The organism is Bacteroidia bacterium, assembly GCA_019695265.1.
In the GTDB taxonomy this organism is placed as follows: domain Bacteria; phylum Bacteroidota; class Bacteroidia; order JAIBAJ01; family JAIBAJ01; genus JAIBAJ01.
Genome location: JAIBAJ010000018.1, coordinates 1 through 17,387 on the forward strand (window position 1 = coordinate 1; position 17,387 = coordinate 17,387).

15 protein-coding genes are annotated in these 17,387 nt (G+C 37.3%); 14 read left to right on the forward strand and 1 reads right to left on the reverse strand.

Translation table 11 applies throughout. From position 1 onward, the window contains the following. Window positions 1–592: 592 nt before the first annotated feature. Window positions 593–1,165, reverse strand: coding sequence for a thymidine kinase (locus K1X82_04655; protein ID MBX7181381.1), 573 nt, complete (start codon window positions 1,163–1,165; stop codon window positions 593–595). 99 nt (window positions 1,166–1,264) lie between these two features. On the opposite strand from K1X82_04655, the gene K1X82_04660 reads away from it, so the two are divergent. From K1X82_04660 to K1X82_04725, 14 genes are all read left to right on the forward strand, one after another. Continuing rightward, window positions 1,265–2,137: a procyclic acidic repetitive family protein gene (locus tag K1X82_04660; GenBank protein ID MBX7181382.1), complete on the forward strand. Its 873-nt coding sequence runs from the start codon at window positions 1,265–1,267 to the stop codon at window positions 2,135–2,137. A gap of 13 nt (window positions 2,138–2,150) precedes the next feature. Next, window positions 2,151–2,927, forward strand: a complete 777-nt coding sequence (locus K1X82_04665) for a hypothetical protein (protein MBX7181383.1) — start codon at window positions 2,151–2,153, stop codon at window positions 2,925–2,927. After that, complete coding sequence (locus K1X82_04670) at window positions 2,908–3,294, forward strand: YciI family protein (protein MBX7181384.1); 387 nt, start codon at window positions 2,908–2,910, stop codon at window positions 3,292–3,294. The genes K1X82_04665 and K1X82_04670 overlap by 20 nt, the downstream gene beginning before the upstream one ends. A gap of 45 nt (window positions 3,295–3,339) precedes the next feature. After that, the gene (ruvB, locus tag K1X82_04675) at window positions 3,340–4,374 is read left to right on the forward strand and encodes a Holliday junction branch migration DNA helicase RuvB (protein MBX7181385.1); all 1,035 of its coding nucleotides are present in this window, start codon (window positions 3,340–3,342) and stop codon (window positions 4,372–4,374) included. Window positions 4,375–4,442: 68 nt separating this feature from the next. Continuing rightward, window positions 4,443–5,213, forward strand: coding sequence for an AMP nucleosidase (locus tag K1X82_04680; protein ID MBX7181386.1), 771 nt, complete (start codon window positions 4,443–4,445; stop codon window positions 5,211–5,213). Between the two features lie 4 nt (window positions 5,214–5,217). Then, window positions 5,218–6,294 (forward strand): DNA polymerase III subunit delta, encoded by a 1,077-nt coding sequence (gene holA / locus K1X82_04685; protein MBX7181387.1) that lies wholly within the window; start codon window positions 5,218–5,220, stop codon window positions 6,292–6,294. 115 nt (window positions 6,295–6,409) lie between these two features. Beyond that, entirely contained in the window at window positions 6,410–7,357 is a 948-nt protein-coding gene (locus K1X82_04690; GenBank protein ID MBX7181388.1) for a GDP-L-fucose synthase, read from the forward strand. 5 nt (window positions 7,358–7,362) lie between these two features. Further along, window positions 7,363–8,433: a GDP-mannose 4,6-dehydratase gene (gmd, locus tag K1X82_04695; GenBank protein MBX7181389.1), complete on the forward strand. Its 1,071-nt coding sequence runs from the start codon at window positions 7,363–7,365 to the stop codon at window positions 8,431–8,433. A gap of 96 nt (window positions 8,434–8,529) precedes the next feature. Continuing rightward, a complete protein-coding gene (locus tag K1X82_04700) occupies window positions 8,530–9,351 on the forward strand; it encodes a glycosyltransferase family 2 protein (GenBank protein MBX7181390.1) in 822 nt (273 codons plus the stop codon). After that, window positions 9,348–10,376 carry a DUF354 domain-containing protein gene (locus tag K1X82_04705; protein MBX7181391.1) on the forward strand — a complete coding sequence of 343 codons (1,029 nt, stop codon included), beginning with the start codon at window positions 9,348–9,350 and terminating at the stop codon, window positions 10,374–10,376. Before K1X82_04700 ends, K1X82_04705 begins: the two co-directional genes overlap by 4 nt. Window positions 10,377–10,397: 21 nt before the next feature. Further along, complete coding sequence (locus tag K1X82_04710; protein ID MBX7181392.1) at window positions 10,398–11,828, forward strand: oligosaccharide flippase family protein; 1,431 nt, start codon at window positions 10,398–10,400, stop codon at window positions 11,826–11,828. Window positions 11,829–11,831: 3 nt separating this feature from the next. After that, entirely contained in the window at window positions 11,832–13,094 is a 1,263-nt protein-coding gene (locus K1X82_04715; GenBank protein ID MBX7181393.1) for a hypothetical protein, read from the forward strand. A gap of 982 nt (window positions 13,095–14,076) precedes the next feature. Then, window positions 14,077–14,904, forward strand: a complete 828-nt coding sequence (locus K1X82_04720) for a polysaccharide export protein (protein MBX7181394.1) — start codon at window positions 14,077–14,079, stop codon at window positions 14,902–14,904. Between the two features lie 54 nt (window positions 14,905–14,958). Next, a complete protein-coding gene (locus K1X82_04725) occupies window positions 14,959–17,361 on the forward strand; it encodes a polysaccharide biosynthesis tyrosine autokinase (GenBank protein ID MBX7181395.1) in 2,403 nt (800 codons plus the stop codon). The last annotated feature ends 26 nt before the right edge of the window (window positions 17,362–17,387 follow it).

Below are 17,387 nucleotides of genomic sequence, written 5' to 3' on the forward strand. Positions count from 1 at the left end.
AGAAATGCACTACCCGTTAGAGAGAATCGTTCTTTTGAAAGAAGGGTCAAAAATAGACATTCTAGAAGCAAACATAAAACCTTTACTAACTATAAACCAACTTATTAAACCTTAACTTAATGACATTTGGCGGGCCCCCTTCCGCCTAACCAATTTAATCGCGTGACTCCAATCGCAACGCAAAGGCGTTCGGGTCACGCTTTCGGCTGTAGTCCTCGTCCCGCTAGGCTAGCGCCATAGCGGGCCTGTGGGCTACTTGCCTCTATCGTTGCCCGAGGTGCAAGCCCAACCTACCTGGCCTTTACCAACTTTTCTGTTGCCTAATGGTCAGGTTTATAAGGAAACTAATCCACCTCACTATAAGGAGTTAAATAAATCTATTCACAAAAATGCTCCTAATATGAAAATACTCGGTAAATGTACCATAGTGGGGGTTTCTTCGGGTAGGGATAGAGGCAAGTAACCCACAGGCGACCGCAGCCTTTGGCGGAGGGTGCCGAGGATTACAGCCGATAGCCCGACCTGAGCCAAACAAAAATGTGGGAAATTGCAGGAAATTGGTGGCGAAGGGACCCGCCAAACCAGAAAAAAATTACTTATCGGAATAAAAACAGGAGCGGCACAACGGCTCATATGAATCAGTTTCGCCCAGTAGCACCAGGGAGTTGCTGGCCATAGTTCGGTGACTGTGATTGGCTAAATTGCCACATTTCACGCAAACTGCATGAACTTTGGTGACATATTCTGCCATAGCCATCAATCCGGGCATTGGACCAAAGGGATTTCCCAGGTAATCCATATCCAAACCGGCAGCTATCACACGAATTCCGTTGTTGGCAAGCTTAGTGCATACATCGGGCAAACCTGCATCAAAAAATTGGGCTTCATCAATACCAACCACATCCACATCGCCAACCAGTAGTAAAATTTGCTCTGCAGAAGGAACCGGCGTGGACTGAATGCTGTTTGAATCGTGACTAACTACTTTACTTTCATCATAGCGGATATCCACCTCAGGCTTGAAAATTTCCACCTTTTGTTTGGCGATTTTAGCTCTTTTCAGGCGGCGAATCAACTCCTCGGTCTTACCGGAAAACATGGAACCACAGATCACTTCGATCCAACCTTGACGTTTGTCGTAATGCCTGGTGTTCTCTAAAAACATGAAATCGTACTTGTTTAAAAGTTTTAAATAGTCTCCAATCTTGAACAGGGCAAAACTATAAAATAGCATTCTCAATTAATCATAGATTTCTAACAAAACATGAACATTTCCCATACCATCCTCCAAATCAAGCAGAAACTAAACAATGCCACCCGAATTGCCGACCGAATAGAAAAGTCAGGGACGGTTCATCCGATAGACGTTGATAGCTTATTAGAAGAACTAAGAACAGCATACAACAAGGTGTATCAATTGGGTTGGGAAGAAGAAGAAACTTTGGTAGCCGAACAGCCCCAAATGGCTGTTGTTCCGCACGAAGAAACGAGTACCAGACCAACTATTGAACCGGAAATTCCGGTAATTCCAGTGGAAATTCCTAAAACCGAACCGGAACCAGAACCTGCCATGTTTGTTGAACCACAGGTTGAATTGTCCATGGAACCTGAGCCCGAGTTGGAAGAAAACTTGGAAGAGGAGGGTCCATTGGTGGAGGTAGAAAAAGGAGTAAGCACTACCATTGAATTGGATTTCGAACCTGTATCGGTATCAGCACAGGAACCTGAACCCGAACCAGAAGTTGAACCCGAACCAGAAATTACCCAAGTAAGCAACTTAAGCCAAACTGAAGTAGAAACTGAACCGGTTAATTTAACACCGGTTGTGGAAGATAGCAAACCTGCACCTGCACCGATTGCTATCGAAAGTGCCTTACCTAAAAATCTAAACCTTTTACCCATTTCCGATTTGCGAACTGCATTAAGCATTAATGACAAATTTTCGCTATCGAATAAACTTTTTAAAGGCAATGGAACAGAATTCAACTTGTTCTTAAATGTGTTAAATGGATTTGACAACCTAACGGAGGCCAAAAATTATTTACTGAATACCCTAAATCAAAACAACTGGGATTCAGAAAGTTCAGAATTTACCTTAATTCAGGAATTGGTAGAGCGCAGGTATTTTAGAAGTTAGTTATATTTGTAAGATGAAAACTTCCTTAAAAGCCGTGCTTCGGTTGATGTTATTGGCTTCCATCAGTTTGGTATCTTGCAAAAAATCAGGACAACTAACTATTCAATTCAAACCCAAGGTTAACGGACAGGATTTGGTTTTGAATCAAACCTATACCAATGTGGATGGAAATGACTTTGAGATTGAACGGTTGAAGTTTTACCTATCCGATCTAAGTATAACGGTTGAAGGAAAATCATTCTTATTATCTGAAATAGCCTTGGCTGATGCCTCGAAACCAGAATCCATGTTATTGCAATTTGAGGAATTTGACGATGTAACGATAACCAAGCTAAGCTTTGGAGTTGGAGTAAAACCCAGTTTAAACAATCCCAGCAAAAGCATGACCTATGATTTAGGCCAATTTCCTTCTTCCCACCCTTTAAGTGGGAGTCAAAATATGTATTGGGGAATGACCAACGACTACCGCTTTTTTTTACTGGAGGGAAAGAGTGATACCTCTGCAGCCCAAAACGCCCAAGAGGACCCAAGCAAATACCGGGTTTTTCAATACCATGTTGGTAAAGACAAATTTTACACCTGGTTTGATTTGACTAATAAATCCTTTACTTTAGAAAAAGGCAAGAATAATACCTTGGTTGTTGCAATGGACTTGGACAAACTATTCAGCAATGGAACGGATACCATTCACATGGGAGTTGAAAACTACACTGAAGCTATGTCGCCTGCACAGGAAGCACTTGCCGCACGCATGATGACTAATATGAAAAATGCCTTTTACCTTGAATAAAATTCTATTTTTATTATTGTTTACATGTTTGATTGACAGCAATTTGCTAGCCCAGGACATGTCGCAGATGAAACAATATTATTTTGTCTTACTTAGCAAAGGACCTAACAGAAACCAAGATTCAGCGACAGCAGCACAAATACAAAAGGCCCATTTAGAAAACATCGGGAAATTAGCTAAAGAAGGAAAATTGCAAGTAGCCGGTCCATTTACTGACGATGGTAATTTTCGAGGGATTTTCATTTTTGATGCAGGCTCAAAAGAAGAAGTTGAACAATGGGTACAGACCGATGAGGCCATCAAATCAGGTCGATTGAGTTATGAAATACATCCATGGATGACTCAAAAAGGAAACTGTTTTAAATAATCAAATATTTTCTTTCAGGCGCCATAGCTTTTCTACCTTTGCATTGTGAATCCGAATCTAATAGCCGACTCTTCGAATCAAAACCCCGGTGATAGGGAAATTGAAAGGGCTTTACGTCCAATTGATTTTACCGAATTTGCGGGCCAGGAAAAAGTGGTAGAAAATTTAAAAATCTTCACCTCTGCGGCGAAACAACGAGGAGAGGCGCTGGATCATGTATTATTACACGGTCCTCCCGGATTAGGAAAAACCACTTTAGCTAATATAATAGCTGCAGATTTAGGGGTAAATATTAAAATTACTTCAGGTCCTGTATTAGACAAGCCCGGGGATTTAGCCGGCCTATTGACCAATTTAGAACCGAACGACGTATTATTTATTGATGAGATCCATCGCTTAAGTCCCATTGTTGAGGAATATTTGTATTCGGCCATGGAGGATTACCGAATCGATATTATGATTGAAACAGGGCCGAACGCCAGGTCAGTTCAAATCAAATTAAATCCATTTACTTTGGTTGGGGCCACTACCCGATCCGGCTTACTTACTTCACCTCTTCGCGCTAGGTTTGGCATTAATTCCAGGCTTGAATATTACGATGCCAAGCTTTTGCAAAAGATTGTTGAACGTTCGTCCGGCATCTTAAATATTCCCATTCAAGAATCGGCGGCATTTGAAATTGCACGCCGTAGCAGAGGAACACCGAGGATAGCCAATGCCTTGTTAAGAAGGGTAAGAGATTTTGCCCAAATTAAAGGCGATGGAACCATATCATTAGAAATTTCTCAATACGCATTGCAGGCATTAAATGTGGATAAACATGGATTAGATGAAATGGACATCCGGATATTAACCACCATTGTAGATAAGTTTAAGGGAGGTCCAGTCGGAATTACTACCATTTCAACAGCGGTTGGCGAAGAAGGTGGAACCATTGAGGAAGTATATGAACCATTTTTAATTCAGGAAGGCTATTTGATACGTACACCCCGTGGCCGCCAGGCTACAGAATTAGCTTACAAGCATTTAGGAAAGGTTGTAGGATTTAATGCAGGCAATCTTTTCGGAGGAGAATTATAACTTATTAATTTTGAATGGATTATATTCTTGATTGAGAATTACCATTTCTAACTTCATACCTTTGCAGAATGAAAAATAAAGATGATATAGTTCAAAACTGGCTACCCCGTTACACAGGCACACCAATTGAAGAGTTTGGTCAATATATTTTATTAACCAACTTTCAAAATTATGTGACGCTATTTGCCCAAATGTACAATGTGGAAGTTTCGGGTCTTGACAAGCCCATGCCCAATGCAACAGCCAACAACATTACAATTATAAACTTTGGAATGGGTAGTGCGATGGCAGCAACCATCATGGATTTATTATCAGCGATTCATCCAAAGGCTGTTTTGTTTTTAGGAAAATGTGGAGGATTAAAAAGAAAGAACAACGTTGGAGACTTGATACTACCGATAGCTGCTATTCGCGGAGAAGGAACAAGTAATGACTATTTCCCTCAGGAAGTACCGGCCTTACCTGCATTTAGTTTACAGCGAGCCGTTTCAACCAGTATTCGTCAAAACAATTGCGATTATTGGACCGGAACTGTATACACTACCAATAGAAGGGTTTGGGAACATGACAATGAATTTAAGAAATACTTAAGGAAATTAAGGGCTATGGCCATAGATATGGAAACAGCCACTCTATTTGTTGTTGGTTTTAGCAATGAAGTTCCAACAGGTGCGTTGTTATTAGTCACCGACCAGCCAATGATTTCATCGGGTGTTAAAACGGATCGAAGCGATAAGGCGGTTACCAAAAACTACACGGAATTGCATTTAAAAATCGGGATTGACTCGCTTAACGAATTAATCAACAATGGATTAAGTGTTAAGCACCTAAGGTTCTAATTGTATGTCTGCCCTACCCGAAGCTGCCAAAAAGATTATCAAAGACATTGGGGAGAAGAAATTCAAACCTATTTACTTTTTGATGGGTGAGGAACCCTATTTTATCGACAAATTGGCATCTTACATGGAAGACCATGTATTAGAGGAAGCGGATCGAAGTTTTAACCAGGCGGTTCATTATGGTAGTGATTTAGATATTTCTCGCTTGGTAGGCGAAGCCAAGCGTTACCCTATGATGTCCGATTACCAATTGGTAATAGTAAAGGAAGCACAACTAATAAAGAACTTAGCAGGCAAAGAGAAAAAAGACAAAGAAACCGGGAAAGAAGAAGAAGTAAAAGATGTTTTTTTAACTTACTGTGAATCCCCATTACCTTCCACGATACTGGTGATTTGTTATAAAGGTAAAACCATTGACAAGCGTAAATCCTTATACAAGGCCATTGAAAAAAATGGAATTGTATTCAATTCAGAAGTGATTAAGGATTGGAACCTCAGCAAATGGATCATTGACTTTGTAAAAGAAAAGGGCTATCGAATCAATGACAAGGCAGCAGTAATGCTAGCCGATTTTTTAGGGAACGATTTGGCAAAAATTGATAATGAGGTATCCAAATTGGCCATTTCACTGCCACCCAATACCGAAATTAATGAATTAATCATTGAACGAAATATTGGAATAAGCAAGGATTACAACGTCTTTGAGCTATTGAAAGCTTTATCTAAACAGGATACTTTTAAAGCCAATCAAATAATTAATTACTTCAGCAAGAATCAGAAAGAGAATCCGGCAGTTGTAACGATAGGGCATTTATATAACTACTACAGTAAATTGCTTGAAATACATTACCATCGGACCAAAGGATTAAACTCCGGCGCCATTGCCGAAAAGATGGGAATTCATCCTTTTGTTTTCAAGGAATATGAAGAAGCGGCGCAACGATATAGTTATCCGAAAATCGTAAAAAATGTAAGTTCCTTAAGAGACTTTGATTTAAGGATTAAGGGAGTTGAATCGGGAGAATTATCTTTGGAGGATTTTTACAAAGAATTTATTTATAAAGTCATTCATACCAGGTAAAGTATGATTATGAAACAATCATGCTGAAAGACATACAGCGGATTACAAGCCACAATTTTGTTAGCTTTGCTCAACAATATTATTAATTCCCATTTGAAATCATACCAATTGAGTCATGGAAGATTCTACCAATCACTTTCACCCAGATTCCAAAATATATGTTGCAGGCCATAAAGGAATGGTAGGTTCAGCCATAGTGAAGAAATTAAATGAAAATGGCTATACCAACATAATTACAAGGACATCTAAAGAGCTTGATTTGATGAATCAATCCAAAGTGAAGGATTTTTTTGAAACAGAGCTTCCTGATTTTGTATTTGTAGCTGCAGCAAAAGTTGGAGGGATCATAGCGAACAACACCTACCGGGCAGAGTTTCTGTACAACAATTTATTAATTGAAGCCAATGTAATTCACCACGCTTATTTGTCCGGAGTAAAGAAACTACTTTTTCTAGGCTCATCCTGTGTTTATCCAAAAATGGCGGCCCAACCCATTAAGGAAGAATATTTATTAACCGGGGCTTTAGAACCAACCAATGAACCTTATGCAATTGCAAAGATTGCAGGTATTAAGCTTTGCGAATCCTATCACCAACAATATGGCTGCGATTTTTTGAGTGTTATGCCCACCAATTTATATGGGCCAAATGATAATTATGATTTGCAAAATTCACATGTTTTACCTGCACTAATACGCAAATTTCACGAAGCCAAACAAAACAATTCAAAATCTGTAACTATTTGGGGAACAGGAAGTCCAAAGAGGGAATTTATGTATAGTGAAGACATGGCGGAAGCCTGTATATATGTAATGAGGTCAAAAACCAACGAACGACTAATTAACATAGGAACCGGAACAGATATTTCTATCAAGGAATTGGCTGAGATGATTAAAAAAATTATCGGTTATGAAGGAGAATTAGAATTTGACAAGACCAAACCGGATGGAACTCCGCGAAAATTATTAGACGTATCAAGATTGACTGATTTAGGTTATACTTATAAAACTGATTTAGAAACAGGAATTAGGAAGGCATACTCTGCCTATCTCGAAACATTATAAAAGACATGAAAACAGCTTTAATTACAGGTGTTACAGGACAAGATGGCTCATATTTATCTGAACTACTATTAAAAAAGGGATATACGGTGCATGGTATTAAAAGAAGAGCTTCTTCATTTAATACCCAGAGAATTGATCATTTATACCAAGACCCTCATGTTAATAATGCCAACTTTCATTTACACTATGGCGACTTAACGGATAGTACTAATTTAATTAGAATTATTCAGGAGACACAACCGGATGAAATATACAATCTAGCGGCGATGAGTCATGTAAAAGTTAGCTTTGAAACACCGGAATATACTGCCAACGCCGATGGAATTGGCACACTTAGAATTTTAGAAGCTGTTCGTATACTTAATTTAGTAGAAAAAACCAGAATTTACCAAGCTTCAACCTCAGAACTTTATGGTTTAGTGCAAGCAGTGCCTCAAAATGAAAGAACCCCTTTTTATCCACGATCGCCTTATGCTGTGGCAAAATTATATGCATATTGGATAACAGTTAATTATCGTGAAGCCTATGGAATATTTGCATCAAATGGTATATTATTTAATCATGAGTCGCCTTTAAGAGGTGAAACCTTTGTAACCAGAAAAATAACTATGGCCGTGGCAGCAATTGCGGCAAATCTACAATCTATACTTTACTTAGGCAATCTTGACTCCTTGCGAGATTGGGGCCATGCTAAAGATTATGTAGAAGGTATGTGGAGAATTTTACAACATTCCAAGCCGGATGACTTCGTACTAGCAACAGGAAAAACAACCAAGGTTAGAGATTTTGTAAGAATGGCATTTAGTGTTTTAGGAATAGTGGTTGAATTTCAGGGTGAAGGAATTAATGAAATAGGAATCATAGCTCAGTTAGAAACAAATGAATTTCCTCATCTTCAAATTGGTCAGAAAATTGTTGCTGTGGATGAAAGGTATTTTCGACCCACCGAGGTAGATTTATTAATTGGTGACCCTCAGAAAGCGCTGAATGACCTAGGATGGAAGGCTACAATTGAACTTCCTGAATTGATCGCTGAAATGGTTAATTCCGATTACATAAAGGCAAAAACAAAATAATTCAGATGTAGGTTTAAGTATAAAATCTATAATAAAGTATTTCAATGACCATTATTAATCCATAACTATTCTGAGTGGATTATTAAATATACAAGTATGAATATCCCAATTGTTATACCTGCAAGGAATGAGTCCAAACGGATTGAAAAAACCATTCAGAGCATAAGAGCCACCTTTAAATTTGCGAACATGACTCCTTACATCGTTTTGGTAGATGATGGTTCAAAGGATAATACAGCCGATTTTGCCGAAGGATTAGGTTGTCATGTGGTTCGATTAAAAGATAGGGGGTATTCAGCGTTAGGTATGCCCGTATTAGCTGACACACACAATGCAGGCTTCGAATACATTGAGAAAAACCTTCAAGACCCTTACGAGTTTCTTATGGTAATTGGTGCCGATACCACCTTTGAGGAAAATTATCTTTCCATTTTATTGAAAGAAATGAACGCAGACCCATCCCTTGCGATGTGTGCCGGGGTGTTGGATGGTTTTCATACCAATCCAAACGCTGTAAGAGGTTCCGGCAGAATTATTAGAAGATCATTTTGGGAAAGGGTTGGATTTAGATTACCCAACACCTACTATGCCTGGGAAAGCTATCCCGTAGTAGCTGCAAACTCCTTTGGGCTAAAAACCCGCACCATCTACACTGCAAAAATGCAAACGGATCGTCCACCTCTTCGTTCGGTTGATTGGATGCGCTATGGAATTGGTATGAGAGAAAATGGAAGCTTATTTGCCTATGTTCTTTTAAGAGCAGCCAAAGCCTCCTTAACAATTGAGTTAAAATCGGGTTTTCGTCTGATTTATGGCTACCTTAAGCCAAATAATCATGTATTTCCAAAAGAAATGCGTTCCTTTGTTAGTACCTATCAACGAAATAGAATATTGAAATTCCTTCGATTAAAGAAATGACATTCATTTTTGACATAGGACATCCGGCACACGTCCATTACTTCAAAAACATCATTGTTCGTTTGAAGAAGGAAGGTCATGAGGTTATTGTATTTGCAAGAGACAAAGAATGTACCCATGAGCTATTAGAAGCTTATGGTATTTCATTTATTTCTAGAGGAAAAGGTTCCAGCAACCTAATTGGAAAACTCTATTACATTTTCAAAATCGATTTGATGATGTTTTTGGTCTTGTTAGGTAAGAAAAAAGACATCTTCATCGGCTTTGCTTCTCCTTATGCGGCACATGTGGCCTGGTTGTACCGGAAATTCAGTATTACAATTGATGATACTGACAAAGCGACTCTTTCCCATAAATTATATCTTCCTTTCACTACGAAAGTGGTAACACCTTCGGTTTTTGAAAAGGAAATGGGTAAAAAACAAATCAAATTCAAGTCCTTTATGGAGCTTTCTTATCTGCACCCGGACGTATTTGAACCTAACCCCGATGTTTTAAAAAAGCTTGACCTAAAAGAAGGAGAAAAATTTGCCATCCTTCGATTTGTGTCTTGGGGCGCAAACCACGATGTTGGCCATGCCGGTATGAAAGAGGAGCAAAAAAGAAAAGTATTGGAATTGATAAAAACCAAATACAGAGTTTTCATTTCATCAGAATCTGAACTACCTGCGGATTTATTACCCTATAAACTTCAAATTCCGGTTGAAAGTTTACACGATTGCCTTGCCCAGGCAGAACTTTATATTGGAGAAGGAGCAACCATGGCAGCAGAAGCTGCTATGTTAGGAGTGCCTGCTATTTACACCAATTCCTTAACGGCAGGAACCTTGCATGCAATGAGTGACTATGGTTTATTACATATTTGGAACCCTGAACGTGAGAAACTGGAAGAACTTGTTGAGATGTTTTTAAAGCAAACCAATGGAAAACGTTTGCAACAGGAAAGGAGAAAAAAAATGCTTCAGGAATGCAATAATCCAACTAAGTTCTTTTTGGAATTAATTCAAAACAATAGTTCCAAATAACCAAGTTAGTCAAATCAAAGGATGCAAGCAAAAAAGTTCCTCAAGAACCTTTCACTTTACACCCTAGAACCGGTAGTTTTCAAACTGGTTAGTTTTCTTCTAATTCCAATATACACTGCCTATTTATTACCACAGGAATTTGGTGATCTTCAATACATCATTTCAATCGCCACCTTTCTTAAAAGTATTACAACATTTGGACTAAGTACTGCATTTTGGAAGTTTAGAAGTGATTTGGAAGAAAAGGAATACGCATCCCTTTCCACTAATATAATAGTTTCCCAATTCTTTATTGGCAGTTTAATTTGTAGTATTCTGGTTATTATCTACCTAAGCGGATTTAACTCTATGGCTTCGGTTGGACTAATTCTATATTTCACTGCTTTACTAATAAAAACCTTTTCCGAAAATTACCTTCTCATATGCAGGGCTTACAATAAGGTAAACCTGTATTTGAGCATTTCCATCCTTCAAACCCTCCTTTTCTTTGGTTTAAATTACTATTTCTTATCTCAAACAAATTTAAAGACCAATGGTGTAGTTTTAGCCTATTTAATTGCTTTTGTTCTAATAACCATTGCTTTTTTCCCAATTCTTCGATACAAGGTATTTGGCAAAATAAACTTGTCTCAAATCAAAAGATTACTTCATTTTGGAGGCCCCTTATTACTTGGAAACCTGTCAATTTTAGTAATGTCTATTTCTGATCGTTGGTTTTTAAAAACCCTTTCAACTGAGGCCGAATTAGGATTATACAGTTATGGGTATAAATTCTCCGACCTAATTGCCACCTTTTTCATTTACACTTTTCAATTGGCCTGGACTCCAATCGCCTGGAAAGCATTTTCTACTGAGCAAGGAAGATCCTTCTTTTTTAAAGTCGAACGAATCATCATGGTCTTTTTCCCTTCCATTATTTTTCTAATAATTCCATTCATTTTGCTTTTGGCCCGCATAATGACTGTCAATCCTGAATTCAACAAGGGTCTGAATATCATTTACATTATAGCCTTTTCACATATTTTCTATGCTTATTACACCTTCAATTCAGTTAAGAACCTCTATTACAATAAAAAGAAAAATATAATTAAGGCCAACATTGCCTCTGCCAGCTTTAATCTCCTGTTAAATATTCTCCTTATTGGCAAATTTGGCATGTGGGGGGCTGCAATTGCAACTGTGCTATCCTACATATTAATGTATATTATCATAGAATTTGTCCAAATTCCTGAGCTAGACCAATTTAAAGCTAAAAGACATAAACTCTTCATATTCAACGGAATCTCATTCATACTAGTAATAACGAACACAGCTTGTATGTTATTCTTTGATTCTTTGATGTACATTACGCCCGTTTCCTTTGTTTCGGCGGGCATCTTAGTTGGGATGATTTATCTTTTAAGGTTAAACGATATCAACCTTAAAGACCTAATGAATAAAAAGGCCTTTTAGTGAATGAATAAACATAAAAGGAATATTGCATTACTCTTGATTTTCATTGGTGCCAAAGGAAATATCATTGCTATTTCTGATGGATTATTATTGTTTACTTTCTTTTATACAGTTTTTTACATTCGATTCTTTAAAGTTCCTATTCCCAAAAGTGCACTTTATCTTCTTTATGGATATATCGTTTTAACCATACTTTACATGGTTAAATTCAATTGGGTTAACTATTATTCCACCATTCGATTTGCCATGAAAATGTATACCGGCTTTTTTGGTATATTAATTTTAAAAGAACACTTATTTTACCTTTTTGAAAAATGCTTAGTAACACTTTCTAAGGTTAGCTTGTTTTTTTTTCCAATCCAATTAATCGCTTATCCCTACCTCAAGCAATTTATTGGAATTTTCGAGACCTTAATTCCTCCATTAGATTACCGTGGCAACTGGTATGTGAATAACTTCATTTTTACCATGAATGACAATGCTATGTACCGAAACAGCGGATTTGCATGGGAACCAAAAGGATTTGCAAATCTTCTAATTCTGGCTATATTTATTAATTTGCTTAGAACAGGATTTACCCGAAATAGAAATCTAACCATTCTCTTCATTACCATATTAACAACTCAATCCACAACGGCAATTGTTACTATTTTCTCTATGATTCCGGCGTTCTTTCTTTATAATTTGAAATCGCAAACCAAAATGCTCTATTTCATTATATCCATTTTTGTTGGCATAGGGATGTTTAATTTAGATATTGTTGGAAATAAAATCATTAATGAATTCAATAACAGTGGTGAGCATCTGAAATATATGGATGTAGATACTGATATGGATAAGGTTACGCTAGGGCGCTTTGGATCCATGCAATTGGCCTTGATGGATTTCGCTAAAAATCCGATACTAGGAATTGGAATGCAGGATAAATTCAGAACTGATAGCGAATTTACACATTTGGTTTATGTAAATGGAATTGCAGATTTTTTATCCCGTTTTGGATTAGTAGGAATGATATTTCTTGCTTATACCTATTACCAATCGACCAAAAAAATAACTCAGTATTACAACAAAAAAGGCTTTATTTTCCTATTTCTTTCCTTTCTTTTTATATTCTTCGCAAGTGCAATCATTATTAATCCCTTGTATTTTGCATTCGAGTTCTATTTTCTTGCAAATCTGATACCTGCAAACCGATTATCGAATCCATTGGAATCACTCCCAATGGTAACTGTCATTTCAGACCATCCAACCGAAAATCCTAAGTAGCTATACCAATTTTAATTTATAAACAGTCCAAAGGCATTTCATAAATTTGCCGTGTTAAATACCTATAAAACAATAACTTAGGTCATTTATCCTTTGAAAAAATCATACATTACATTGGACTATACGTAAAGTCCATTCGGTATTGCACTAGGATATTCTAAAAAGTCAACTTGGGGCTTACTATACATTTTTTATACTTTTTATGCGGGCTCCCTCCGCCCAACAAAAATTAAATTAAGCCCCAAACAACCAGCACGGGCGTTCGGGTCACGCTATCGGCTGTAGTCCTCGTCCCCCTAGGCTAACGCCGTCGGGGTCCTGTGGGCTACTTGCCTCTATCGTTGCCCGAGGGTGCAAGCTCAATCTTTTACCGTTGTTAGCTTGATTATTTTCTATCCATTTTATTAATAGAACAACGGATTTTACTAAGTTTATATTTACAAAAACTTTGTAAATCAGTATAGTAGATCCATTTTTATAAGAAAAATGCATACATTAAGTTTGACTAAACATTAGGCCCATTTGGTATACTATGTTTCCCCTTGCATAAAACAGTTAGAATACCATGTTAAGTTGGGTTAGAAATGGCAAGTTTAGGTTACGCATCGGGCAACGATAGAGGCAAGTAGCTCCAAGTCAACGCAGCGTTTAGCGGAGTTGGCTTGGACTACAGCCGATAGCGTGACCCGAACGCCGGTGCAAGTCGGTTAGGGTTAAGAAAAAAGCCAGATAGGCGTAGGGGGCCCGCATACAAGGCATTTAAAACTATCTTCAATTCCTTCCTATTGACTTATAAAAAAGAGTCTACCAGAATGTGAAAAGCTAACTGCAAAAAAATAAGTTAAGGAAGGCTAAAAGATTTTGAAGAAAAATTTCAATCAGGTGCAACCTTTTGGATGAATCATGCATCCTGCTATATAAGTCACATTATTTGACAGATTGAATCATTTTGTTTTACCTTTGCGCCCCCATTTTAATATAAGTGATAAGGATTTCTAAAGAGTCTACTTGGTTGATTATGGCCTTTACGGCCATCCTGTTTTTTGGTTCGTGTGTCACCAGAAAGCATATTACCTACTTCCAAAGTTTAGATAAATCAAAAATTGACACAGTAAACATTGACAGGAAGACGGATGAGAGTTTAAGCCGATTAAGAACCGGATTCTCAGAGCCTAAAATTCAGCCCGGTGATATCTTAAATATTGCTGTAAGTTCTATTAATCCTGAGGCTACGGCAATGTTTTCCTTTTTTGGAACTACACGAGCCACGACCAACAATGATCCAAATTTTTCTCAACAAACCAGTGGATTTTTAGTTGATGCGCAAGGGAATATCCAATTTCCTATAATTGGCAGTATAAATGTAAAAGGAAAAACGTCTATTGAAATTCGCACTTTGTTGCAAGATGCGCTTTCACAGTATTTGGAAAAACCGGTGGTAACGGTTCGTTATCTTAATTTCAAAATCATGTTGATGGGCGATGTTCTAAAACCTGGTGTTTATACATTTCCAAGCGAACGAGTTACCCTTTTTGAAGCAATATCTTCAGCAGGAGATTTAACCATATTTGGGGAAAGAAAACACATTCAATTAATCAGGGAAGTAGATGGGAAAAATCAAATAATTCGTTTGGATTTAACTGACAAAAATGTATTATCTACCAAATACATGTACCTTCAGCCCAACGACATCATTTATGTAGAGCCAGGCAAGGGTAAAATAGCATCTTCTGACAATGTATACAGAATACTTCCGATGGTGATAACCGGTTTAAATATTGTTGCCTTATTGATATACAGATTTAGGTAGTTTTTTCTAATTTCTCAAAATTGGAGTAAGACAGCATTTGAAATTCACATAAAAATGACAGAGCAAATTAAGAATCCCAATAGTAGCAATATTGAGGTTGATTTTAGAAGTTTAATTTTCAGATACCTATCCATTTGGCCTTGGTATATCATTTTCGGGATTTTATTTACCACCTTATCTTGGGTGTTAATCTTCTATTCAACTCCCAAATATTCGATTGAGGGTTATGTATTGGCTCAGGATGATAAGAAGAATTCAAAATTTGCTTCTCAAGATTTATTGAAAGAGTTGGATTTATTTTCCGGTTCACAATTGGTCGAGAATGAAATAGAGGTAATTAAATCCAGAACCATTCTAAAAAGGACAATCGAGGATTTAGATTTAAACTATCAATACTACAAATCAACCGATTTTAGAACCAGAGAAATGTATACGAATTGTCCAATTTCATTTAAATTGGATACTATTCAGAAAGTGATTGTTGGTGCTGAAATTGGTGTTACCATAAACGACCCACAGAACTTTGAATTAACCTGTTCTCCCAAGATGGAAGGCATGGCAGGGTTTGAATTGAAAGGACAATTTGGCAAATCGTTACCTACGCCTTATGGTTTAGTTACCATTAACAAAACTGCCATGTTCGACAAAATTTTTGTCAATGGGGTAGAAAACAAAGAATACAAAAACATTACAGTTAAGGTAACCACCATTGACCAGGCGGTTAACCATTACAGGAAAGCCCTAAAAGTTGAACTTACGAGCAAAATGTCTACGGTTTTAAGGCTTCAAATAGAAGATAACATTCCGGAAAGGGGGGTTAAATTCATTGACCACCTGATGGACACTTACTTGAAGAACGATGTTACCATCAAAAACGAAATTGGGGAGATGACTCTTAAGTTTCTGAATGATCGTATCAAACTTCTTTCCAATGATGTAAACTCTATTGAAACCATTTTTGAGGATTTTAGAATTAAGAATGGAATTGTTGAACTTGGTCAAAACACACATTTGTTACTTAACAATGTAGTTGAATATGACAAACAACTGATGCAATTGGAAAGTCAATTAAAATTAGTTGAAGACATTGAAAGTTATACCAAAAACAGGGCCGAATCAGGCATATTAGCTCCGGCGGTGGTTGGATTAACAGATCCGGTTTTATTGGAGCTATGCCAAGAGATCATAAAGCTCGAAAGTCAAAAAGCCCTTATTAACAGTTCGCTTAAAAAGGACAACCCAATGATTGTTAACTTGAACAATCAAATAAATGGATTACGTACCACCTTGGCAGAAAGTGTAAGGAACGTAAAATCGGCCATTTTAATGGGAAAAAGACAGGTAGAGAAAAAACTAAGAGGTTTTGATTCGGAGATAAAATCAATCCCTCAAAAAGAGCACCAGCTTTTTGATATCAAAAGGCAAATGGAGATCAAACAAAATCTATATTTATACTTACTTCAAAAACAAGAAGAAGCAGCGCTATCTCTAGCTTCCACGGCCTCTGACAATAGAATCTTGGATTATTCAGTTTCTACGGAAGCACCGATTAAACCGGTTAAACCGATTTATTATGGTATTTCGTTACTATTAGCGTTGTTGGTTCCGATTGGTATTAAGGAGTTTATGGATTCTTATGATAATACTGTAAAAACTAGAAATGATATCGTTTCAGAAACCAATTTCCCCTTGCTTGGAATTATTCCATTCTCATCAGATCCGGATCCATTGGTTGTTAATCAATCGGCAAAATCTGCTATTTCGGAGGCATTCAGAAATATTCGTTCTAATTTAAAATACCTGGCTAAGGGAGCCGATCGATTGGTAATTGGTGTTACTTCCAATATTTCCGGGGAAGGAAAAACCTTTTTCTCCTTGAATTTTGCAGCATCCATTGCTATTACCAATAAAAAAGTGGTAATGATTGAGTTAGACTTGCGAAAACCCAAATTGGCAAAAAACATTAACATCAGTTCCAATATTGGAGTTTCAAACTATTTGATTGACCAGGCTACTATCGACCAAATCATAATGCCGTCGGGAGTAATTGACACTTTGGATATAATACCTTCAGGACCAATTCCACCTAATCCGGCGGAATTATTGATTTCTGAAAACATGGAAAGAATGATTAAGGAATTACAAGAAAGGTATGACTATATTATCATTGATGCTCCTCCGGTTGGATTAGTTTCGGATGGTTTTACTATTTCTGAACATTGCCACCAAATGTTTTACCTGTTAAGGTATGACTACACTGCAAAAGATTACATCAAGTTTATCAGAGACCTTGAAACCAGCAAGAAACTTTCCAATGTAAACTTGATTCTAAACGGAGTAAAAATGAGCAGTTTAGGCGGTTATGGTTATAGTCAAGGTTATAGTTATGGCTATGGTTACTACAACCAAGAAAGTAAAAAAAGATTTAGTTTGAAGGATTTTCTTAAGTTCAATTAAGTCAGTTCCCTTTCTGAGTGTTGAAC